Raw genomic sequence first — 23,092 nt, forward strand, 5'->3', positions numbered from 1 at the left:
CGTTTTTTGAACTTATGTGGCCCATGTCTGCTAGAATGGCGCCACATTTTTATCCGACCTGATTTGCGCCGGAGCTTATGAAAAAATTACTGCCACTGCTGCTTATGCTGATAGTTTGTGCTGCCGAGGCCGCCGAGCGCCCCAAAATTGGTCTGGTGCTCAGTGGCGGCGGCGCGAAAGGCGCGGCCCACGTTGGCGTGCTTAAAGTGCTGGAAGCAAATCATATTCCGGTGGATTATGTCGCCGGCACCAGTATTGGCGCCTACGTGGCGGGTATGTATGCCCTGGGTTACAGCGCCGCCGAAATCGAAGCCATCATGATGAATGTGGACTGGAATCGCGGCTATTCCGACACCATACCCCGCGAAGCCCTGAGCTACCGCGACAAGCAGCTCAGAGACAAGTACAACATCCCGCTCAACATAGGTTACAGCGACAACGAAGTGAAGGCGCCATCGGGGTTGCTGCGTGGCCAAACTATGTCGGTGCTGCTGCGTGAATCCACCGACGTGGTGCGCGAATTTGCCAGTTTCGATGAGCTCGCCATCCCGTATCGCGCCGTAGCCACTGATCTTTCCACCAGTCAGCCCGTGGTGCTTGAGCGCGGCAGCATGGTCAAAGCCATGCAGGCCTCTGCCACTGTGCCGGGTGCACTGCAGCCGATGATCATCGATGACCGGATGCTGGTCGATGGCGGCATTGCCAACAACATGCCGGTGGACGTGGTAAAAGCCATGGGCGCCGACATCATCATCGCCGTGGATATCGGCTCGCCGCTGGTGGGCAAGGATCAGCTCGACAGCACTATCGCCGTACTGAACCAGTTATCCACCATGCTGACCGCCGCAAGCACCGAGGCCCAGAAAAAGCTGCTGACCGGCAAAGATATTCTCATCCGGCCTGCCATCGATGACCTCAGCACCACAGATTTCAGCGTGATGAGCACAGCGCTGGTATTGGGCGAGCAGGCTGCCAACGAGCAGCTGGCCGCGCTCAAGGCACTTGGTCAGGCGCCCGAGGTGTACGCCGATTATCAGCATCAGAAACGCGAGCGCTCCAGGGCCTGGCTTGAGGAGCTGCAGCGGCCGGTGGTGGCCATTGTCTACAACAACGACTCCAGGCTCAGCAATACGCTGCTGAAAGAAACCCTCAACATCAGTGAAGGCGAAGTGGTCAGCCGCGAGCAGCTCGAGGCTGGCATCAATCAGCTGTACGCACTCAACAAATTTGAGCGGGTTGACGCCGAATTTACCGACACGGCCGAAGGGCGGGTGCTGACCGTCACCACCAAGGCCAAGTCATGGGGCCCCAACTATTTTGATTTGGGCTTTAACTGGGAAGATAACTTCACTGCCGACACCGCCGTGAGTCTCGATACCTCCTACACCATGACCAACCTCAACCAGAATGGCGGAGAGTGGCGCAACGAGCTGAAACTCGGCTATGAAAAGCTTATCGGAAGCGAATTTTATCAGCCCCTCGACCGGGATCAGGAGTTTTACAGCCGCGCCCGTTATCAGTACGAAATCAAGGCCTGGGATTGGTTTGATGCCAATAACAAGATTTTCGAGCTCGATAAACACACCCACAGGCTCAATGTTGGCCTGGGGCTGAATTTCGCCCTGCACGGCCAGGTGGAGCTTGGCCTGGTTGGGGAGCGCGGCAAGGTGTCCAACGAGGCAATCCTTGAGTCGGATCTGGATTACTCCTCCTACGGCGGCTATTTGCTGGTGGGTTATGACACGTTGAACAGCATCAGCTTCCCGACATCGGGTAACCGTATCACCTTTAAAGTGACCCGTTTCCACGAAGATTACGACGTCGATTTCAACCCCGAAACCGCGACCCAAATCGAGGCTGACTGGAAGGGCGCGCTTGCCTTTGGCAACCATGCCGTGGTGGGCAAGGTATCCCTTGATACCTCCAGCGGTGACGGCGACACGCTGCACTTTGCCGAGCTTGGAGGTTTCTGGAATCTGTCAGGCTACCGTAAAGATGCGCTGGTGGGTGCCCATAAGGTATTTGGCGCCTTTGTGTACCAATACGACCTCGGCCGCGATGTGCTCGGTATGACAGATTACCCGCTGTACCTCGGTGCCAGTGTCGAAGCCGGTAACGTGTGGTGGGAGCGTGATCAGGTATCACTGCAGGATTTGATTTATGCCGGCAGTCTGTACTTAGGCACAGACACAGACCTGGGGCCTGCGGCAATTGGCTTTGGCGCGACCGACGATGGCCAGCGCTCTTTGTACCTGTTTATCGGTAAAAACTTCTAACTCACAGACTTTTACAAAAACGGGCTTCGGCCAGCCTGACATCTGCTGTTAGGCTGTCGGCAGCCTTTTGGCCCAGTTCGGGCTATCAAAACGTTTGGCAATCAACAATAAGACACATCCGGGGATTGATATGAGCAAATTATCCATGCTGGCGCTGGGCGTAGCCCTGGGCCTTGGCCTTGTGGGTTGCAGCGACAAAACTGCCGAAACCAAAGCCGCCGAAACCAAGGCTCCTGAGACGGCAGCCACTGAAACCGCCGCATCTGAAACCAAAGCAACTGAAGCCGCCGCTGCCGTAAAAGCGCCGCTGTCCGGTATCGAGCTGGAAAACTTCGACACCTCCGTGCGCCATCAGGACGACTTCTACTACAGCGTAAACGGCAACTGGCTGAAAAACACTCCCATCCCGGCTGACAAGTCCAACTACGGTGCATTCTCTGTGCTGTACGATGAGAGCCAAAAAGCCCTCAAACAGATTCTTGAAGAGGCAGCCGCGAAAGAGGGCCATGCCGCTGGCAGTAAAGAGCAGAAAATCGGTGATTTCTACTTAAGCTACATGAATACCGACAAGCTCGAGCAGCTTGGCGCCGCGCCGCTTAAATCTTCGCTCGATGCCATTGCAGCTGCCAGCGATCACAAGGCGCTGTCATCACTCATGGGTAAACTGCTCACCGACGGCAGCAAAATTCCTTTCGGTTTCTTTGTTAACAACGACGCCAAAAACTCCTCTCAGTACGCGGTGTACCTGAGCCAGAGCGGCCTGTCGCTGCCAGACCGCGATTTTTACCTCAAAGATGACGCCAAGTATCTGGCCAACCGCGAAGTGCTGGCCAAGTACGTCACTGAAATTCTGACCGCTGCCGGTTACCCCAATGCCGAGCGCGCCGCCAAGAGCGTGGCCGATATCGAACTCTTTATCGCACAGAATCAGTGGAGCCGGGTTGAGTCCCGCGATGCCAACAAGGCCTATAACAAGTTAAGCCGCGAAGAGCTTGCCAAGCTGCTCGGCGGTTTTAACTTTGAAGCCTTTGCCACCGCTGCCGGCCTTGGTGACAAGGTGACCGACGTGATTGTGCGCCAGCCATCGTACATCGAGGCGCTGGGCAAAGGCTTTGACAGCTTCCCGCTGCAGGCCTGGCAGGATTACCTGAGCTTCCATCTGGTGGATGGCGCGGCTGAGCTTTTGAGCGACAAGTTTGTGCAGCTGCACTTTGGTTTCCACGACAAGACCCTCGCCGGTGTTGAAGAGCAGGCGCCGCGCTGGAAACGTGCGGTGGATGCTGCCGATTCGGTGATTGGTGAGCTGGTGGGCGAAGCCTATGTGAAGGCCCACTTCAAGCCCGAAGCCAAGGCGCGCATGGAGCAGCTTATCCATAATCTCATCAAGGCGTTCGAGGTGAGCATCAATGAACTCGAGTGGATGACCCCCGAGACCAAGGTTGCCGCCCAGGAAAAACTGTCCAAGTTCACCTACAAGATTGGCTACCCAGAAAAGTGGAAGGATTACAGCGGCCTTGAGATCAAAGCCGACGATCTGGTGGGTAACTACATCCGTTACGCCAACTTCGAATACGCCGACATGCTCGGTAAGCTCGGTCAGCCAATCGATCGCACCGAATGGCGCATGACCCCGCAAACCGTGAACGCCTACTACAGCCCGGTGAACAACGAAATCGTGTTCCCGGCCGCCATTCTGCAGCCGCCATTCTTTAACATGGATGCCGACGATGCGGTGAACTACGGCGGCATCGGCGCCGTGATTGGCCATGAAATCAGCCACGGCTTTGACGATCAGGGCTCCAAGTACGATGGCGACGGCAACCTGCGCAACTGGTGGTCCGACAAAGACCGCGAAGAGTTCCAGAAGCGCGGCAAGCAATTGTCTGAGCAGTACAGCAAGTACGAAGCGCTGCCCGGCAAGTTTGTTAACGGCGACCTGACCCTCGGCGAAAACATCGGTGACCTCGGCGGCCTGACCGTAGCCCTGCGCGCTTATCAGATGAGCCTCAATGGCCAACCAGCGCCGGTTATTGATGGCATCACAGGCGAGCAGCGCTTCTTTATGGGTTGGTCGCAGGTATGGCGTCGCAGCTACCGCGATGAGGAGCTGGGCAAGCGTCTGCTCACCGACAGCCACTCACCAAGCCACTTCCGCGCCATGGGCACCCCGCGCAACATGCCGGGCTTCTACGAGGCCTTCAGCGTGACCGAGCAGGACAAGATGTACCTGCCAGCCGAGCAGCGGGTGAAAATCTGGTAACGGATTTCAGCCATTAAAAAAGCCGGGCCGCTGGGTAACAGCAGTCCGGCTTTTTTGTTCATTTGGGTTTCATTCGCTTATGCGACTGAGTTTGCGTGGCTTGGCTTGCGTACTTTGGCTTGTGCGGATGAGTGTGCGCGCCCTGGCTTGTGTGGCTTGCGTGCCCAGGCTTGTGTGGTTTAGTTTGCCAGCAGCGCGGGCAGGGCGGTTAAGTCATTCGCTTTCACATGGGCGATAACCCAGCGCGCTTGCTCACGCTCGTGGGCGGGCGGAATGGCCAGGGTTTGCATGGTGGCGGCGCGGGCGGCAATCAGGCCGTTGAAAGAGTCTTCCACCGCCAGACAATGGCGCGCAGCAATGCCGAGTTTGGCGGCGCAGTTGAGATACACCTCAGGATGCGGCTTGCCAAAGGCGAGGTGCTCGGCGGATTCCATGGCCTCGAAGTAGTCGCGGATGCCGAGTTTATCCAGCACCGCATCGATAATGGCCCAGCTTGATGAGGTGGCAAGACCAATCTTAAGACCCTTGGCGCGGCAAAACTCCAGCGCCTCAACCACGCCCTTCATCGGTACACCTTCGGCCAGAATGTGTGCCACCACGGTATCGACGATTCGCCCGGCCACAGCGGCGTTGTCGTAGTTGTCCCACGGATGGCGGCGATACCAGTAGTCCACCACCTGATCGATGCGCAGCCCCACGGTTTCATGTATGTCTTCGGGTTTGATGGGCAGGCCAAGTCCGGCCAGCACTTCATATTCGGCCAGCTGCCACACCGGCTCTGAGTCAATCAAAATGCCATCCATGTCGAAAATCACGGCGTCAATACGGTTGGTGAACATCTTTTCTCCTGCAATGGAAGCGGGGCGGCGACCGGCGTCAGCCCCGGGCAAAGGCGGCGGATATTGTCGCCTGCTGAAAATATTTTTTCAGCCTCTTTTTGGCCGGGCTGTGCTGCAGCGCGGCTGAAATTGAACGGTAGGGTAAAATCTAATGCTTTGTATTGTATGAAATTTGTGCTTGTTTCAAACTATTGTCTAATTTCGGCCGTTTAAACGCTGAGATAAGGTGCGGCTTGCCCACAGGCTTCGCGTCGATTTCCCCCTGTACAAGAGTGTGAGCCGATTCATACTTTTTCAAAGCTGTAGTATACTGCAGCCCGGAAATCCGGGTCGTCCTGTCGGACTGTAGCCTTCATTCGCGAAGACGTGCAGTTTCGTTGAGAGCGCCATACAAAGAGGAATGTTGCCGTGCTAGAAGCATATCGTAAACACGTCGAAGAACGTGCTGCAGAGGGCGTTGTCCCTAAGCCACTCGATGCCCACCAGGTAGCCGAACTGGTTGAATTAGTTAAGAATCCCCCAGCTGGTGAAGAAGCTTTCGTTCTGGATCTGCTGGAAAACCGTATTCCCCCCGGCGTTGACGAAGCCGCCTATGTTAAGGCTGCATTCCTGGATGCCGTTGCCAAAGGCGAAGCCAAGTCGCCAATCCTCAGCGCCGAGCGTGCCGTTGAACTGCTGGGCACCATGCAGGGCGGTTACAACATCGAGCCGCTGGTACGTCAGCTGGACAACGACAAGCTGGCCCCTCTGGCCGTTAAAGCCCTGTCTCACACGCTGCTGATGTTCGACTCTTTCCACGACGTGGTAGAGAAGATGAACGCCGGCAATGCCCACGCCAAGCAAGTGGTTGAATCCTGGGCCAACGCCGAGTGGTTCCTGAGCCGTCCTAAGCTTGCCGACAAGATTTCCCTGACCGTATTCAAGGTGACCGGTGAAACCAACACCGACGACCTGTCTCCGGCTCCGGATGCCTGGTCTCGCCCGGATATCCCGCTGCACGCCCTGGCGATGCTGAAAAACGCCCGCGACGGCATTGTGCCCGATGAGCCAGGCGCCATTGGTCCAATCAAGAAAATTGAAGCACTGAAAACCCAAGGTTTCCCACTGGTTTACGTGGGTGACGTAGTAGGTACCGGTTCTTCCCGTAAGTCTGCCACCAACTCTGTGCTGTGGTTCATGGGTGATGACATCCCATTCGTGCCAAACAAGCGCGCCGGTGGTTTCTGTCTTGGCGGCAAAATCGCCCCTATCTTCTTCAACACCATGGAAGATGCCGGCGCTCTGCCAATCGAGCTGGACGTCAGCAAGATGGAAATGGGCGATGTGATTGATATCTTCCCTTACGAGGGCAAGGTACGTCGCCATGGCAGCGATGAAGTGATTTCTGAGTTTGAACTCAAGACCGACGTGCTGCTGGATGAAGTACGCGCCGGTGGCCGTATTCCGCTGATCATCGGTCGTGGTCTGACCGACAAGGCCCGTGAAGTGCTGGGTCTGGGCGCTTCTGCCGAGTTCGTTCGTCCTCAGGATGTGGCCGACACTGGCAAGGGTTACACCCTGGCCCAGAAGATGGTTGGTAAAGCCTGCGGCGTGGCCGGTGTTCGCCCTGGTCAATACTGTGAGCCTAAGATGACTTCTGTAGGTTCTCAGGACACCACAGGTCCTATGACCCGTGATGAGCTGAAAGATCTCGCCTGTCTTGGCTTCAGCGCCGACCTGACCATGCAGTCATTCTGTCACACCGCCGCTTATCCAAAGCCAGTGGACGTGAACACTCACCACACTCTGCCTGACTTCATCATGAACCGCGGTGGTATTTCACTGCGTCCAGGTGACGGTGTTATCCACTCATGGCTCAACCGCATGCTGCTGCCCGATACGGTAGGTACCGGCGGTGACTCGCACACCCGTTTCCCAATCGGTATCTCCTTCCCGGCCGGTTCCGGTCTGGTAGCCTTTGCTGCTGCCACCGGCGTAATGCCACTGGATATGCCTGAGTCGGTACTGGTTCGCTTCAAGGGCCAGATGCAGCCTGGTATCACCCTGCGTGACCTGGTGCATGCCATCCCGCACAAGGCCATCGAGCTGGGCCTCTTGACCGTTGAGAAGAAAGGCAAGAAGAACATCTTCTCTGGCCGCATCCTCGAAATCGAAGGTCTGGAACACCTGAAAGTTGAACAGGCGTTCGAGCTGTCTGATGCCTCTGCCGAGCGCTCTGCCGCCGGTTGTACCATCAAGCTGGATAAAGATCCAATCATCGAGTATCTGAACTCCAACATCGTCATGCTCAAGTGGATGATCGCTGAAGGCTACGGTGACCGCCGTACCATCGAGCGCCGCATCAAGGGCATGGAAGAGTGGCTGAAGAACCCAGAGCTGATGGAAGCCGATAAAGATGCCGAGTACGCTGCGGTTATCGAAATCGACCTGAACAACATCAAAGAGCCAATCCTGTGTGCCCCTAACGATCCGGACGATGCCGTGCTGCTGTCTGCCGTTGCCAACACCAAGATTGACGAAGTGTTCGTGGGTTCCTGTATGACCAACATCGGTCACTTCCGTGCTACCGGTAAGGTACTGGACAAGTTCGCCAAGAGCCTGCCAACCCGTCTGTGGATTGCTCCGCCAACCAAGATGGACAAGGACCAGCTGACCGAAGAAGGTTACTACGGTATCTTCGGCCGCGTCGGTGCCCGTATCGAAATCCCAGGCTGTTCTCTGTGTATGGGTAACCAGGCTCGCGTAGCCGATGGCGCCACTGTGGTGTCCACCTCTACCCGTAACTTCCCGAACCGTCTGGGTACCGGTGCCAACGTGTACCTGGCCTCAGCCGAACTGGCCGCCGTAGCCGCTCTGCTGGGCCGTCTGCCATCGCCAGAGGAATATCAGGTTTACGCCAAGGAAATCGACGCCACTGCCGCCGATACCTACCGTTACCTGAACTTCGACCAGATTGACTCCTACACCAAGAAAGCCGGTGCAGTGATTTTCCAATCTGCGGTCTAAGTACTGTCGCATCGTGAGTTGAAAAGCCGGCGCAAGCCGGCTTTTTTGTGTGTTTTTCAAGCTCTTAATGTTATCTTGGTTACAAGCTTGGGACGGTGCGGCTGTCCTGTTTTTCTTTTAGGAAGTCGTTATGTCAAAGTGGGACAGAGTCATTACTTGTATCGCAGATGCGCTTGAGTTTGCCTCCGCTCAAGACCGGAAGTGCTGGTTTCGTGGGCATGCAAATAAAAGTTGGGATTTAGTACCGTCGGTCTTTCGCGAAACGCATCCAGGTAGTAACGAATACTTTGATGAAGCAAAGCTGCTGAAAGAATTTATACGAAGGCATCCGGAAGCAAAAGAAAGGCACAGCGACACCTTTGAATTACTAACCTATGCGCAGCATTATGGGCTGCCAACACGCCTGCTCGATTGGACAGAAAACCTACTTGTTGCGCTGTATTTTGCATGTTCGACAGAGCCTGCTTGTGAAGCAAAAATTTTCTCAATTCCTAATAAAATTAATGAGCTTGAACAATTTAATCAGATACATCAAAAATTTATTCGTAATTTGTTTGAAGAGTTAATTCATAACTCAAATCCATTTGGCTTTAATCGAGCAATACTCAATGCTTGCAACAAGTTGTCAGAAGATGAGTTAGATTATTGTGAGCGGACACTGTATTTTTCTGACCATAAAATAGGTGTTGCGATTGGAAAAGCAAAACTTTCTCCAGATTTGTTCGCAGGAACAATAGGAAGCCTTAACTTGCAGGTCGACCCTGTGCGAAAGCTGGTTTATCCAGGCTTTCTTTTTACCCCGCCAAAAATCAACAGTCGACTGATAGCTCAGCACGGTGTCTTCACTTGTCATTTTGGGAAGTGCTACCACGGTGGGCAAAGCTTTCTAAATCTTAACGGCTTTCAATCTTACGTACAGGAAGCAGTTATTCCTTCAGGCTGCAAAGCAAATATTCTGAGGGAGCTTGAATTTTGTGGAGTGACGCAGGCGTCGCTATTTCCGGAGCTAGAATATCAAACCGCTGATATTAAATCTTACTGCGTTTTTTAACGAGTAGAGATAGATAAAGGGGTCGGAGTTAATTAAACCCAATCATCGGCGACCTGACAGACTAAAGAAGAAAAGTCAGGACAGGCATAACACTTCACCTGCAGATTGCACTGGTCTTTCCCCACCTTCGGTGCCGCTAAGGTTGTTGGAATTGGGCGCGTAGCCGAGACAGGGAAGTCGAGGCAGAGACCGTCGAGAAGGGGCGAATGTCGCAAAGCCGAAAAGTTTACGGCAGAAAGTTGTTCCCAACACTTTCTGCATTCTCTCCATCCGTGCAGATCAGCGCGAGGCAAGGATAGCCGAGCTGGGATGAATTTATAGGGATGTAAATTCGTGAGTCGGTCTCGGTGACCGTTTTCAGCCCATAAGGCCAAAGTGCCTAGCTTCGTCTGGGGCGGCAGGGACTCTTATTTATAAATCGGCAAAAGGGGATTGCTGTAGATCCCCTCTTGGTCGGGTGTGGGTTGAAGACCCACGACCTTCTGTCGCTTGCAAAGCGACCGTCCTCACTCATTGATGTCACAGCTCAGGCCGCTGCTCGCGGCCTCTTAGATTAGCCCCGTGGCTTGCCTGAGTCCTTCCCCTTTGGCGTCCCTGATCTGGCGGCGCCCGTCCCACGCTGTGGGTTTGCTGGTTTTTTCCGTTGCGCCGCTGCCCAAGGGCCTTTGGCTTCAGTGCCGCCTTCGCTTGCCCCTGGTTTTTCTGGGCGAGCTTTTGGTTGAGAGACGGGCTGAGAGTTGCGTTGATAGCTGAGCTGAGAGTTGCGTTGAGAGCTGAGCTCAGAGCTGGGTTGGGCTTTGCGCTGAGAGTTGGACTGAGACTTGGGCTGAGAGCTGCGTTGAGAGCTGGGCTTATAGTCGAGAATAGACACAGGGATAGGCTTTTTAGGCTCAAACCCTTCTATCACTCGCCGCTCAATCACATGCCCGAGGCGGCTTTCAATCATACACAGATTCTTGAAATCATCTTTTGACAGCAAAGACACAGCTTCCCCTGTCATGCCCGCGCGGCCGGTACGACCGATCCGGTGAATATATTCATCCGGCGGGAATGGCAGATCGTAGTTCACCACCCGTTCAAGCTTATCGACATCAATCCCCCGTGCGGCCACGCCGGTGGCGACCAGATACTGCAAGCTGCCGTCTTTAAATTCACTCAGCACCTGCTCGCGCGACGCCTGACTGCGGCCACTGTGAAACGCTTCGGCGCGAATGCCACGCTTTTCAAGCTGGCTGACCAACTTGGCTGCACCATGTTTGGTTTCAATAAAAATCAGCGCCTGCTGCCACTGTTCAGTTTGGATAAGATGGCTCAGCAGTGCCGACTTGGCGTCCTTGTCGACCGTCACCAACCACTGGGAAATCTCTTTTTTGCTGGGCTTGGCGATGGCAATTTCAACTGGATCCGGCACCGCAGTTTTGGCCAGTTCGCGGATCCGCGGGGACAAAGTCGCCGAAAACAGCAGATTCTGGCGGTTCGTGGGCATGCGGCCGATAAGGTCGTTAATGACCTCAATAAAGCCCATATCCAGCATGCGGTCGGCTTCATCCAGCACCAGCACCTGGATTTCGTCAAAATGCACAGCGCGTTGATGGTACATGTCTTTGAGTCGACCCGGCGTCGCCACCAGAATATCCACCCCCGCAATCAGCGCCTGCTTTTGGGCCTCCATATCCACGCCGCCATACATGGCCAACACGGTCAGCGGCAAATTCGCTGCGTAGGCGCCGAGATTGTCAGCCACCTGCACCACCAACTCCCGGGTGGGCGCCATAATCACCGCCCGTACCCGTTTTTTCCGTTCTGTCTTGCCCTTGCTTAAGCGCTCAATCAGCGGCAGTCCAAACGCCGCCGTTTTGCCCGTGCCTGTTTGAGCTGCGGCCAGCAGATTGTGGCCACTTAAAGCGACCGGGATAGCCTTTTGCTGGATCTCGGTAGGCTGTTGATAGTTAAGCGACTCTAGTGCCGAAGTAATGGCGGGAGCTAACCCCAGACGAGCAAATGACATAGAAAATCCAACTCAGTGTAGTGGGCGGTAGCCTCAGGATGGGCGCGCATTCTATCGCTATTCATCCGGTATTCAAAGCCAGCGGCGCTTGATGGGGGCTGCAGACATTGGATCAAGTCAAGCACAGAAAGCCAGGGCAGAGAAGTGTCAGCACATCTATGGGCGCATTCTACAGCTGTAAGCCGTTTTTAGTTCTCGGATATCCACCCGATGTGTGGGCAAAGTACTCAGGCCAATCAATCCTACTCCACCAGAACCTGTCCCATCAGCTCTCATCCCATCAGCTCTCATCCCATCGGATCCAATCCCGTCAGATCCCATCTCATAGGATCACTGTGCCTCACCGTGTACCCAATCCAGCACTGGGTTCAGCCACTCGGGGAGAGGCTGGTAAAAGGCGCCGTGCAGTTTGCCGGTGTCGATTTTAAGTTCCTTAAAGCTTGCCGGTTTTTCAGGATAGTCCATAAAGTGGCGGCAGCTTGCGCCCAGCGCATCGCTTGCTTCATAAATCGAAAATACCTTGCCGGATAATCTCAGGCTGGGTGGCACTGAGCCTTCGGGGCAGGATGCCAACAGCACGTAGCGCAGTTCAGGGCGATGCAGGTAGCTGGATACCCGGGTGGTAATGCCGCCGCCTTTTGAAAAACCGACCACCACTATGTTGCGCTCGGGCACGCCTGCTTCAATCAATTGCTCAATTTGGGCCACTATGTTGCCGGCGTAGGCGTAACTGTTGGTATTGGCCGGTCGCTGGGCTGAAATCACCACCGCGCCACGGGAAGCCAGCGCATCCAGTACTGCCGGGTAATCATATAAGCCAAACCTTGGGTCGGTTGGCCTGGGGCCGCTGTTTTCAATAATGCGGCCGTGTAAATAAAAGAGATAGGTTGCCGACGGGCTTGGCTTGTCAGGCGGAGTAGTCACCACAGTGCCTGCAAGCGTCTGCTCTGCAGTTGCCTGTGTGGATAAATTGCTAGCCTGCCCAGCGGTTGACTGCATGATTAAACTGCTCGCCAGCATCAATGTCGCCAATCCTGCTTTCATCACAAGCCCTTAAGTTTGTTTACCCAGTCAGCTACGGTCACACAATTTCGCCGTTTTGTGAACAGATATCAGGTAGCTGCGTGGTTAGGTCAGAGCCATGCTGCCAAGGCCGACCTGTGAGCCTAAAGGTTGATATTGCCTGGGCTCATCTGCCAGTTCATTGGTTATACCTCAGTCACAGCCTGCGCGGATGCGGCTTTTGGCGCATGTTGAATTTGGCTCATGTTGCAGTCGCGGATTATTCAATTTTCTTCATCTTTGCTTATGGGTATAAAGCACTCCAAAGCGGATGTTTAGCCGTTTAGACGTCTAAATATTCAGTGGGGTGGCGTTAATGTGGCGCTGTGGCGGCCTTGCTTCAGGTTAATCGGCGGCAGCGCGGCGTTTAGGTCTGTTTGGGCCAATTGCCGCAAAAGCCAAAGTGGCACACAAGCCAAAAGCCTCGTAACTAACCAGCGACATAAATAGAAAGCCACACAAGCAAAGAGCCACAGGGATCCAGCTAAACCCACAGCAAGCCATCGAGAGTGGCGGGCAGGGCAGCAGCGATAACGGCAGCAGTGATAACGGAGAGCGCAGCAGTATGAGTAACGAATTTTCTTTTTCAATCAAAAGCATCTGTTTTGATGAGCATTACGTCCCATCCGACAGCACCCGCATCACCACCAATTTTGCCAATCTCGCCCGGGGCGAGCGTCGCCAGCAAAACCTGCGCAATACCCTGACCATGATTAACGACAGGTTCAACTCGCTGGCCCATTGGGACAACCCCGACGCCAATCGTTATTCGGTTGAGCTGGAAATTGTGTCGGTGGATATCCAAATTGAAGGGCAGGCCAATGCGTTTCCGTCGATTGAAGTGCTGAAAACCAACATCATCGACCACAAAACCAATGAGCGAATTGAAGGGCTGGTGGGCAATAACTTTTCGTCTTACGTGCGGGATTACGATTTCAGCGTGTTGCTGCTGGAGCACAATAAAAACAGGCAAGGGTTCAGCATTCCGGAAAACTTTGGCGAGCTGCACGGACGGCTGTTCCAGCATTTTGTGAAATCCGACGCCTACCAGCGCCAGTTTAAAAAGCGGCCGGTGATTTGCCTCAGTGTGTCCGATAGCAAGGTGTACCAGCGCAGCACCAATCAGCATCCGGTGCTGGGCTTTGAATACCTGCCCAATGAGTCGTCACTGACAGAGCAGTATTTCAACAAGATGGGCCTGAATGTGCGCTACTTTATGCCCGCAGGCTGTGTTGCACCACTGGCGTTTTACTTCTTTGGTGACCTTCTCAACGACTACAGCAACCTTGAGCTGATTGGCACCATCAGCACCATGGAAACCTTCCAGAAAATCTACCGTCCTGAAATTTACAACGCCCATGCCGCCGCCGGGCAGCGTTATCAGGCCGATTTAAAGAGCCAGCAGCACTCACTCACCAAAATCGTCTACGACCGAGAAGAGCGCAGCAAGCTGGCGATTCAGCAGGGCAAGTTTGCCGAAGAGCATTTTATCAAGCCTCACAAGGCGTTCCTCGAGCAGTGGTCCGCCAATTTTTCTCAGTCAGCCTAAGCTCGGAGCAAATCATGAAAAAACTCTTACCCACTTCGAGTGCTGGCAGTTTACCCAAGCCGCTGTGGCTTGCTGAGCCCGAGACCCTCTGGTCGCCCTGGAAGCTTGAAGGCGATGCCCTGCACGACGGCAAATGCGATGCGCTGCGTATCGCCCTGCAGGAGCAGCAACTGGCCGGGATTGATATTGTCAGCGATGGCGAGCAAACCCGGCAGCACTTTGTCACCACTTTTATTGAGCATTTAAACGGGGTCGATTTCGAGAAGCGCGAGACGGTGCGCATTCGCGATCGCTACGATGCCAGTGTGCCGACCGTGGTGGGGCCTGTGTCGCGCACCAAACCCGTGTTTGTGGAAGACGCCAAATTCCTGCGTCAGCAAACCACTAAACCCATTAAATGGGCGCTGCCGGGGCCCATGACCATGATAGACACCCTCTATGATGCACATTACAAAAACCGCGAGGCGCTGGCGTTTGAATTTGCCAAAATCCTCAACGAAGAGGCTAAAGAGCTTGAGGCCGCCGGGGTCGACATCATTCAGTTTGATGAGCCCGCCTTCAACGTGTTTTTTGATGAGGTGAACCAGTGGGGCATAGCGGCGCTGGAGCGTGCCATCGAAGGCCTTAAATGCGAAACCGCGGTGCACATTTGCTATGGCTACGGCATTAAGGCCAACACCGACTGGAAGAAAACCTTAGGCTCAGAGTGGCGCCAGTACGAAGAAATCTTCCCCAAGCTGCAGCAGTCATCCATCGATATTATTTCGCTTGAGTGCCACAACTCCCGGGTGCCGCTGGAGCTTCTGGAGCTGGTGCGCGGCAAAAAGGTGATGGTGGGCGCCATCGATGTGGCAAACCATGCCATTGAAACCCCTGAAGAAGTAGCGGCAACCTTGCGGAAGGCGCTGCAATTTGTCGATGCCGACAAACTCTACCCCTGCACCAACTGCGGCATGGCGCCGCTGCCTCGCCAGGTGGCGCGCGGCAAACTGGCGGCACTCGCGGCCGGGGCCCAGCTTGTTCGTGAAGAGCTTGTTCGAGAAGAGCTGGCTCGTTAAAAACCGGAGCGCGACGAGCTGGCTCGTTAAAAACTGGAGCGTGAGCAGCTTGCTCGTCAAAGCTGGTGCTTCAAAAGCTGCAAGCCAAAGCGATTTAACAAGCTCTGTAATCAATCCCATCGCCGGTGACGCAGCCATGCTGCGCCCGGCTTTTCCTTTCGCAAGCCTTAACTTGTATAGACAACTGATAATAAGAAACCCGATTCAATGGAACTTATCGATTTTGCCGCCGCCAATCTCTCATTCATCCTGACTCTGGTCGCCACTGGCGTGCTGGCGGGGCTGCTGGCCGGTTTGCTGGGTGTCGGCGGCGGCATAGTGATAGTGCCGGTGCTGTTTTTTCTGCTGCAGCGCCAGGGCGTGTCGGCGCCTTCGGCCATGCTGGTGGCAACGGCTACCTCCCTTGCGACCATGATCCCGACCTCAATAAGCTCCATCCGCGCCCATAATCTCAAAGGCAATGTTGATACGCTGCTGCTTAAGCGTTGGGCGCCCTTTATCGTGGCCGGTGTGCTTGGCGGCAGCTTGCTGGTTACCGAGCTTGATGGCCGCTGGCTGACTCTGCTTTTTGCCATCATCGCCATGTTGGCAGCCCTTAATATGCTGTTTCGTACCGGCAAGGCGGCGATGTTCGCCAAGCTGCCGGGCAGGGCGATGCAGCGGCTGATGGGCGGTGGTATCGGCTTTTTCAGTGCCATGGTTGGCATTGGCGGCGGCACAATTTCAGTGCCACTGCTGACACTCTGCAGTTACCCAGCCCACCGGGCGGTGGGCACAGCCGCCGCCATCGGGCTTTTGATAGCACTGCCCGGAGCCCTGACCATGCTCCTGTTTGGCACTACGCCAACCGATGCGCCGATTGGCACCCTGGGGCTGGTCAACTTGCCGGGCTTTTTGTGCATTGTGCCCTTAACCGTGTTGTTTGCGCCCATAGGTGCAGCATTGGGGGCACGGCTCGATGGCGCCAAACTGAAAAAGGTGTTTGCGCTGGTGCTGCTTATTACCGGTGGACGCATGCTGTGGCAGCTGCTGCCCGCACTCTGATTGCCTACAGTTCTGATTGCTTACGGTTCTGATGCGCGCGCGGGTTCATTGCCCTTAATCGTAGTCCTTCATTTTCGCCCTTTAAGAGAGAGAAAAAGCCAGCAATATGCTGGCCTTTTCTTTACTTGCTGTTTGCTTGCTTTTGGCTCTGCTTACTTTTGCTTTACGGGCAACCGCAATTGCCCCTTGCGGGGCGGCAATTACTTGCCAGCGCGGGACTCGTAGTAACTTGTCAGTACAGGTTCGGCGGCGATGCGCGCAGCGTAAGCGGCGAGTGATGGCGCAATCCGCGACACGCAGTCGGCCGGAATGTGGTCCAGCATGCCGGAGCTTAACCAGCGCAGCAGCATAAACACTTTCAGATCGCCGATGGTCAGCTTGCCGTTGGCAAAATAGTTGCCCTGGGCGGCGAGCTTGGCTGCCATCCAGCCCAGATACTGGGTCAGCGGGCCGGCAATAAAGGCCTCGCGGGCACTCTTTAAGGCATCGCCCTGCAGGCCGAAGCTTGCAACCAGTTTGTTGGTGAGGTCTTCGCTGCCATCGATAATTTCATCACACAGCAGCGCCTGAAACGCATCCTGCGGATACAAATCGGCGGCTTTTCCGAAGTATCTGAGCAGGGCGCACGACTGGGTGTACTGCACTCCGTCTATGTTGACCGTAGGCACCTGATTCAGCGGCGTGGTTTTACGCACTTCGGCAAATTCACCGTAGCCGAAACGGAAATCCTCAAACGGGATCCCAGCGGCGTGCAGCACTATGCGGATTGGCTCGCCGCGGCCGCCATCGACATCAAAATAACTGACTTTAATCTTGCTCATCTTACTCTCCTGAGATTGCGAACCCGCAGTTTGTTGCGACGCAGGTGGCCATTGAACTTGGGGGCTTGCCGGGCGCATTCAACCCCGGCAAAAACCAATGCTGAAAATCGGCACAGAAAACCAGTCGTGAAAAATAATAGCGAACACAATAGCGAACATAGTAGCGACAACGCCAGCCGACAATGTAACGAAAAGCTCGGTCAAAAGGAAAGCCGCCGCTTAAACAACAAAGCCGGCGTCTGCCGGCTTGGTTATTGTAGAAGGTGCCAATCACGAATGGCGGGTATGCAGCACTTCGAGCAACTGATCTTCAAGTTGGAAGCGGGTTTCCATGGCGTCGCCGAGATTGGAGAGGTCATTGTCGAGCTGCATCAGCACGGTTTCATCATCCACGCCTGTGTACTTGTCGTTGAAGTCCAGTGCGGCATCAGTGGTGTTGTGGATGCGCGGCAGCAGTTGCTTGGCGATGGCCTGGCTGTCTTTGCCGTTGGTTTCGCAGGCGCTTACCACCCGGTTGTAAATCTCGAAGTGGCCTTCAGAGACGTAATCGACCAGCAGGTCGCAAAAGGCTTTGATGTGATCGAACGAGGGCAGGCTGTCGCGGCCATCATAGGGGGGGAGGCCGGCAATCTGGCAGTAGTGCACCAGCAGATTACGGCGGTTTTCCAGCCATTGATCGATTAGCTTGTTGGCACCGCCCCAACGTTGTTCGGCCCGTTCCAGCTGACTGAGCATGGTTTGCCCCTTTTGTGCAATTTTCGTTCTTTTACTGTAGGAGAGAAGTTGGTCGGGGATCAACTGATTTTTGACGCTTTCAGCATTCCGTATGCTATGGACAAACCAGTTGTTTTGTATACAAAAACCACAGGAAATAAAAAGCCCGGCACAGAAGTCTGTTGCCGGGCGAGTGAGAATATATGCGGGCTCGATGTGACGAGCTTCTTGATTGTTCTTGCTAGCGCAGACTTTTTATACCAAAGGGGATCCCCCCACGCAACTTTTTTCTGTCTCAAGATTCACAAAGGCGTCATTTTCCCGTCATCCGTTGATCTTGATCAGAAGATAAGCATATTGGCCGCATCCCGGCGTTCGGGGAGTGGGAGAAGCTCACATAAATGCACTCTGAACGGTTACTTTATTCCCGTAAATGCTAAACTACCGCGCAGCTTTCCATAAGAACAGGAATCACGCCAAATGGCAGAATTGAAAAACGATCGTTACCTGCGCGCCCTGCTTAAACAACCCGTGGATGTCACTCCCGTGTGGATGATGCGTCAGGCGGGCCGTTATCTTCCTGAATACCGTGCTACCCGTGCCCAGGCCGGTGATTTTATGTCACTGTGCAAAAATGCCGAGTTGGCCTGCGAAGTGACCTTGCAGCCGCTGCGCCGTTACGAGCTCGACGCGGCTATCCTGTTCTCCGACATTCTGACCATTCCCGATGCCATGGGTCTGGGTCTGTACTTTGAAACCGGCGAAGGCCCACGTTTTGAGCGTAAGGCCGACACCCTCGAAGCCATCAAGGCGCTGCCAATCCCAGATCCGGAAGATGAGCTTGGCTACGTGATGCGTGCCGTGAGCACTATCCGCCGCGAACTCAAAGGCGAAGTACCGCTGATTGGTTTCTCCGGCTCGCCCTGGACCCTGGCCACTTACATGGTGGAAGGCGGCTCCAGCAAGGCGTTCGAAAAAATCAAACGTATGATGTACTCCGAGCCGATGGCGCTGCACCTGCTGCTGGACAAGCTGGCCGACTCGGTCATCCTGTACCTGAACGCACAAATCGCCAACGGTGCCCAGTCAGTGATGATTTTCGACTCCTGGGGCGGCGCGCTGTCGCACACTGCTTACCGCGAGTTCTCACTGCGCTACATGCAGAAGATTGTTGATGGCCTGACCCGCCACAACGAAGGCCGTCAGGTACCTGTGACCCTGTTCACCAAGGGCGGCGGTCTGTGGCTCGAATCCATGGCCGAAACCGGCTGTGATGCGCTGGGTCTGGACTGGACTGTCGACATCGCCGATGCCCGTCGCCGCGTAGGCCACAAGGTAGCACTGCAGGGCAACATGGACCCTTCCATGCTGTACGCGCCAATTCCACGCATCGAAGAAGAAGTTGAGCAAATTCTGGCTGGCTTCGGTGAAGGTACCGGTCACGTGTTTAACCTCGGCCACGGTATCCATCAGCATGTGGATCCTGAGCATGCCGGCGCCTTTATCAAGGCGGTACACGAGAAGTCACGCAAGTATCACAAGTAAGCCGCTGACTTAGCGTTAAGGCCCGCATTCGCGGGCCTTTTTGTTTTCTGCGGGTGCCGATACCGGCTATCAGACCGGCAGCTCAATCCTGAACTCGCAGCCCGCCCTCGGGCGACTGATGGGCATCAGCTTCATGCCCAGCAGGCCAGTGAGTTGCCGCACAATCGATAACCCCACCCCCAGCTGCGGCAGCTCTCCATCGGCGGGCGTTTGCCAGGCGGCCTGTTGCTCTGCGCCCATCCCGGGGCCTGTGTCGCGCACACTCAGGGTGATTTGCTCACCCGATTGTATGCTGATGCTGATCTCGCCCCCTCGTGGGGTGTATCTCAGTGCGTTATCCAAAAGATTCGACAGTACCCGCCCCAGCAGCTGCGGATCTGTGTGCAGTTGCAGTTCACCGGGTTTCGCAATATTGAGCCTGATCTGCTTTTGCCGTGCCTTGGGAGCAAAGCACTGCTCTAGTTCATCCAGAATGGGTTTGAGGGGCGTTAAACGTGAATTTACCCGGATCTGGCCATTTTCCAGCGCGGCGAGTTCCAAAAGCTCACCAAGCTGCGACTTAAGCTTTTCCCCCGAGCGCATTCCGGCTTCGAGCCAGCCGATATCGCGCTGCTTTTCTGCCGTGATGAGATAGGTTTCAAGATACCCCAGCAGCGAGGTGAGCGGGGTTTTAAGGTCGTGGGATAAATGCAGTAAAAACTGCTGCCGCGCCGCCTGCTGGGAGGCAAGCTTTTGATGCTGCGCCGATAAGGTGCCAAGCAGGGCATTGATGTTGGTGGCAAGGCTGTCTATTTCGGCGCCGCCGCCATAGTGGCCGGGCAGCGTGGCCTGCCCTTGTCCTGCCTGACGCAGCTGGTCAAGATCCCGGCTTAAGCGCTTAAGCGGCGCGCTAAGCACCTTGGCCAGCAGTAAAAACAGCGCCATCACAAAGCCGATGGCAAGCAGCATGCCGGCGCCAAGGCCGCGGCTTTGAATGTCGTTTGTCAGCAGCGCGTGCCAGCTGTCGTAAATCTCGCCGCCGATGATGACATACAGGTAACCGGTGAGCTGGCCGCCGGGGTCTTTAAGCTCGCTCACTGAGAAGATTTTCTGCAGCTTTTCGGAGCGGGGATCTGTGCCTGTGATGGGCAGCGCATCGCCCCGCAAAAAACGCTGAATTGGCGATAAATCGACCTGCGGCGTAACAACCTTGCCTGGCGCGGCATCAAATGCCAGCACCTGTCCGGATTGGCTTAAGGTATAAATCTCAAAGCTTGGCCCCAGCAGCATAAAGTCGTGAAAGGCTTCTTTAAGGGCGCTGTCGGAGGTGACCCCGCGCGACAGCATGGGGTTGATATGGGCCATGTGGGCCGACAATTCCCGGTGCAAAGACTGCTGCACCTTATCGCGCCCAAGCCGATGGCTTTGCTCCAAAAATACGCCGAGGGCGAGCATCAGTGCCAGCATCAGCACCGTTGAGGCAAGCATGATCCGGGCAAACAGGCTTTTCATCAGTGCAGTGCCGCCAGTGCGTTTGGCGGGGCAAACTTATAACCCACGCCCCACACGGTTTGCACCAGCTCGCGGGAGCCGGGGATTTGCGCCAGCTTACCGCGCAGGCGATTGATATGGCTGTTAACCGTGTGCTCGAAGCCATCGAAACGATAGCCCCACACGGCATCGAGCAATTGGGTGCGGCTGAACACCTGCTGCGGATGGCGGGCTAAAAAGGCAAGCAGATCAAACTCTTTGGCGGTGAGCGGCAGCGGACTGTCGAAGGCGACCACTTCGCGGGAATCGACATCGATGCGAAGCCCTTCAAACTCAATCAGTTGCCGTGAAGGCACGGCGCTGATGCGACGTCTCAGCAGCGCCTTGGTGCGGGCTCTGAGCTCAAGTACGCTGAAGGGCTTGGTCATGTAATCGTCGGCGCCGCTTTCGAGCCCAAGCACAGTATCGGCCTCGCCATCGCGGGCGGTGAGCAGCATCACCGGCATATCGAGGCCGGCGTTTCTGAGCTCATGGCACAACAACAGGCCATCGCCATCGGGCAGCATGCGGTCGAGCAGCAATAAATCGATGCGCTTGGCCTGCAGCAGTGCCTTGGCCTGGTGCAAGTTGCTGGCGTGGAACACCCGAAAGTTAAGTGCAGTCAGGTTTACCATAATCATTTGCGCCAAATCCTGCTCGTCTTCCACAAGCAGGATCTGCGCGCCTCCTTCCATCGCAAGGCTATCTTTCGTGTGGCTTCCATTAATCTGATAAGGCATCACCCGGGCTCCGGCACTGACAGGTATCAAGATGACCTGCGGCCGGCGCCTTTTCTTTCAGCCTTTATTCGGTACGCCTGACCGTGACCTTAAGCACCGGGTTATCGAACCTGTGCGAGGCGTTAAGCACTGAGCCGGTTAAGCCATCGTCCTGACTGATAACGCCCGGATGCACATGAACCCGGTTTACATCGTCCCGCGCGGCGTTAAAACCTTCGCCGCCATCGGCGGGGCCGGGGATGCTGCCCTTGGCTTCGGAGTTGGCTTCGGTGCCGGCATCGTAGGCCATGAGGGTAAGGGTTTTGGCGCTGCCTTTTTCCATGCTGTCGATGTCCATGGCGTTAATGCCGCTGAAGCCATCGTTGGTGTTCACTAACATGGTCAGCAGTGACAGAGCGTCTACTTTATCTTCCTCAAGAGTGAGCATGAGGGTTTCGCTCATGCCGGGCGGCAACATGCCTGCGCCGCGCACCACAGCATTCACACCACTTAGGCTATCAAAGCCGCTGCTGTTGCCAGCTTCGGCCACTTGCTCGAGGGCTACACTGGCACTTTCACCGATTTGCCACAGCTTGACGTTATCGTCGTGGCTGATTAGCGCCAGCGGTGACATCGGCTGATTGGCGGTAAGGTTGGTGACTGTGACTTCAAAGCTTTGCATCGCAACCTGAGGTGGTGGAGGCGGCTCGATGGGAGCCATATTGTCACTGTCGGAGCAGGCCCCAAGCCCCAACAGGGCAAGGGCGAGCAGGCTGGTTTTCATGGGAAGCGTATTCATCTTGAGCCTCCTTATTTCACTGTCACAACCACGCGGGCCACGGGGTTGAGCCAGCGATGGATACGACTGTCGAGATCCGAGGTGCCGCCATTGGGATCGGTATCACCGAGTACTCCGGGGTGAATGTGCACCTTATCGTTACCTGAGCCATCGGCCACGCCGGTGCCATTGCCATTGCTGCCGCCATTGCCGCCGGGCGCTGCCGGAATGCCGGGCTGACCGGGCGCGCCTGCGCCGTTAATGATTTCATCGTTGGCTTCGGTGCCCGCATCGTAGGCGTTGAGATACAGGGTGTAAGTGCCCGCTTCGGTGGGAATAGGCCAGGCATCAAGGCCGATAAAGGCATCGTTGGTGGGCAGCACCATGGCGACAAGGCTTAAGTGGGTCTGGCTGCCGCTATTCATCAACACGCCGGAAACGCTGCTGCCTGCGGCCATGAGGCCAGCTGCTGGGTTTTGTACTGTGGCGCCACCTGCGCCTTCGACCTGGGTCACCAGCTCATCGATAGCACCGCCTTCGGCCATTTTTTGCAGGGCGGCCGTGGCCATTTCACCGCTTTGAAACAGGTGCACATCTGCGCCGTGGGCGGCGATCAGCACTGGGGTAAAGTGGTTGCCGTGGGTGAGGTTGGTGATGCTGATATCCAGTTCGGCGCTGTGGCCGATAAGCGGCAAGGCAGCGGTAAGCAGGGCGCCTGCGGGCAGTAATTTGTGAGCCATGGTGTTTCTCCTTGTTGGGTTTGATGGAGAAAGCATCCGCTCGGAACTTCACTTAAATATCCCGCAAATATCACAATTTCATCACGGATGGCGGAGTAATCCGCCAAATAATG

17 protein-coding genes are annotated in these 23,092 nt (G+C 55.4%); 8 read left to right on the forward strand and 9 right to left on the reverse strand.

Annotated features, from left to right (window positions below):
* The first annotated feature begins 77 nt into the window (after positions 1–77).
* Both KJI95_RS05680 and KJI95_RS05685 read left to right on the forward strand, forming a co-directional pair.
* Positions 78–2,276, forward strand: a complete 2,199-nt coding sequence (locus KJI95_RS05680; RefSeq protein WP_214506226.1) for a patatin-like phospholipase family protein — start codon at positions 78–80, stop codon at positions 2,274–2,276.
* A 130-nt stretch (positions 2,277–2,406) separates the two neighbouring features.
* Positions 2,407–4,536, forward strand: a complete 2,130-nt coding sequence (locus KJI95_RS05685; protein WP_214506227.1) for a M13 family metallopeptidase — start codon at positions 2,407–2,409, stop codon at positions 4,534–4,536.
* A 179-nt stretch (positions 4,537–4,715) separates the two neighbouring features.
* Here the strand turns inward: KJI95_RS05685 and hxpB are convergent, their stop codons facing one another.
* Positions 4,716–5,375 (reverse strand): hexitol phosphatase HxpB, encoded by a 660-nt coding sequence (hxpB, locus tag KJI95_RS05690; RefSeq protein WP_214506228.1) that lies wholly within the window; start codon positions 5,373–5,375, stop codon positions 4,716–4,718.
* A 408-nt stretch (positions 5,376–5,783) separates the two neighbouring features.
* Between hxpB and acnB the strand changes: the two genes are divergently transcribed.
* Both acnB and KJI95_RS05700 read left to right on the forward strand, forming a co-directional pair.
* Entirely contained in the window at positions 5,784–8,381 is a 2,598-nt protein-coding gene (gene acnB / locus KJI95_RS05695; protein WP_214506229.1) for a bifunctional aconitate hydratase 2/2-methylisocitrate dehydratase, read from the forward strand.
* Between the two features lie 130 nt (positions 8,382–8,511).
* Entirely contained in the window at positions 8,512–9,432 is a 921-nt protein-coding gene (locus tag KJI95_RS05700; RefSeq protein ID WP_214506230.1) for an FRG domain-containing protein, read from the forward strand.
* Between the two features lie 553 nt (positions 9,433–9,985).
* Here KJI95_RS05700 and KJI95_RS05705 read toward each other — a convergent pair.
* On the reverse strand, positions 9,986–11,440 hold the full coding sequence (locus KJI95_RS05705) for a DEAD/DEAH box helicase (RefSeq protein ID WP_214506231.1): 1,455 nt from the start codon (positions 11,438–11,440) through the stop codon (positions 9,986–9,988).
* A 330-nt stretch (positions 11,441–11,770) separates the two neighbouring features.
* A complete protein-coding gene (locus tag KJI95_RS05710) occupies positions 11,771–12,439 on the reverse strand; it encodes an alpha/beta hydrolase (protein WP_250885677.1) in 669 nt (222 codons plus the stop codon).
* Positions 12,440–13,067: 628 nt separating this feature from the next.
* Between KJI95_RS05710 and KJI95_RS05715 the strand changes: the two genes are divergently transcribed.
* From KJI95_RS05715 to KJI95_RS05725, 3 genes are all read left to right on the forward strand, one after another.
* The gene (locus KJI95_RS05715; RefSeq protein WP_214506233.1) at positions 13,068–14,051 is read left to right on the forward strand and encodes a DUF1852 domain-containing protein; all 984 of its coding nucleotides are present in this window, start codon (positions 13,068–13,070) and stop codon (positions 14,049–14,051) included.
* Positions 14,052–14,065: 14 nt separating this feature from the next.
* The gene (locus KJI95_RS05720; RefSeq protein ID WP_214506234.1) at positions 14,066–15,109 is read left to right on the forward strand and encodes a methionine synthase; all 1,044 of its coding nucleotides are present in this window, start codon (positions 14,066–14,068) and stop codon (positions 15,107–15,109) included.
* Positions 15,110–15,316: 207 nt separating this feature from the next.
* Positions 15,317–16,153, forward strand: a complete 837-nt coding sequence (locus KJI95_RS05725) for a sulfite exporter TauE/SafE family protein (RefSeq protein WP_214506235.1) — start codon at positions 15,317–15,319, stop codon at positions 16,151–16,153.
* A 200-nt stretch (positions 16,154–16,353) separates the two neighbouring features.
* Here the strand turns inward: KJI95_RS05725 and KJI95_RS05730 are convergent, their stop codons facing one another.
* Both KJI95_RS05730 and rsd read right to left on the reverse strand, forming a co-directional pair.
* A complete protein-coding gene (locus KJI95_RS05730; RefSeq protein ID WP_214506236.1) occupies positions 16,354–16,974 on the reverse strand; it encodes a glutathione S-transferase family protein in 621 nt (206 codons plus the stop codon).
* 270 nt (positions 16,975–17,244) lie between these two features.
* A complete protein-coding gene (rsd, locus tag KJI95_RS05735) occupies positions 17,245–17,709 on the reverse strand; it encodes a sigma D regulator (RefSeq protein ID WP_214506237.1) in 465 nt (154 codons plus the stop codon).
* 459 nt (positions 17,710–18,168) lie between these two features.
* Here rsd and hemE point away from each other — a divergent pair, with 459 nt between their 5' ends.
* Positions 18,169–19,233, forward strand: a complete 1,065-nt coding sequence (hemE, locus tag KJI95_RS05740) for a uroporphyrinogen decarboxylase (protein WP_214506238.1) — start codon at positions 18,169–18,171, stop codon at positions 19,231–19,233.
* Between the two features lie 69 nt (positions 19,234–19,302).
* Here hemE and KJI95_RS05745 read toward each other — a convergent pair whose 3' ends face one another.
* The 4 genes from KJI95_RS05745 to KJI95_RS05760 all read right to left on the reverse strand — a co-directional run bounded on the left by KJI95_RS05745 (position 19,303) and on the right by KJI95_RS05760 (position 22,979).
* A complete protein-coding gene (locus KJI95_RS05745) occupies positions 19,303–20,724 on the reverse strand; it encodes a sensor histidine kinase (protein ID WP_214506239.1) in 1,422 nt (473 codons plus the stop codon).
* Positions 20,724–21,437, reverse strand: coding sequence for a response regulator transcription factor (locus KJI95_RS05750; protein ID WP_250885678.1), 714 nt, complete (start codon positions 21,435–21,437; stop codon positions 20,724–20,726). Before KJI95_RS05750 ends, KJI95_RS05745 begins: the two co-directional genes overlap by 1 nt.
* Before the next feature lie 109 nt (positions 21,438–21,546).
* The gene (locus KJI95_RS05755) at positions 21,547–22,260 is read right to left on the reverse strand and encodes a spondin domain-containing protein (protein ID WP_214506241.1); all 714 of its coding nucleotides are present in this window, start codon (positions 22,258–22,260) and stop codon (positions 21,547–21,549) included.
* Positions 22,261–22,271: 11 nt separating this feature from the next.
* A complete protein-coding gene (locus KJI95_RS05760; RefSeq protein WP_214506242.1) occupies positions 22,272–22,979 on the reverse strand; it encodes a spondin domain-containing protein in 708 nt (235 codons plus the stop codon).
* Positions 22,980–23,092: the final 113 nt, after the last annotated feature.

This window comes from Shewanella jiangmenensis (assembly GCF_018596335.1).
Taxonomy (GTDB): domain Bacteria; phylum Pseudomonadota; class Gammaproteobacteria; order Enterobacterales; family Shewanellaceae; genus Shewanella; species Shewanella jiangmenensis.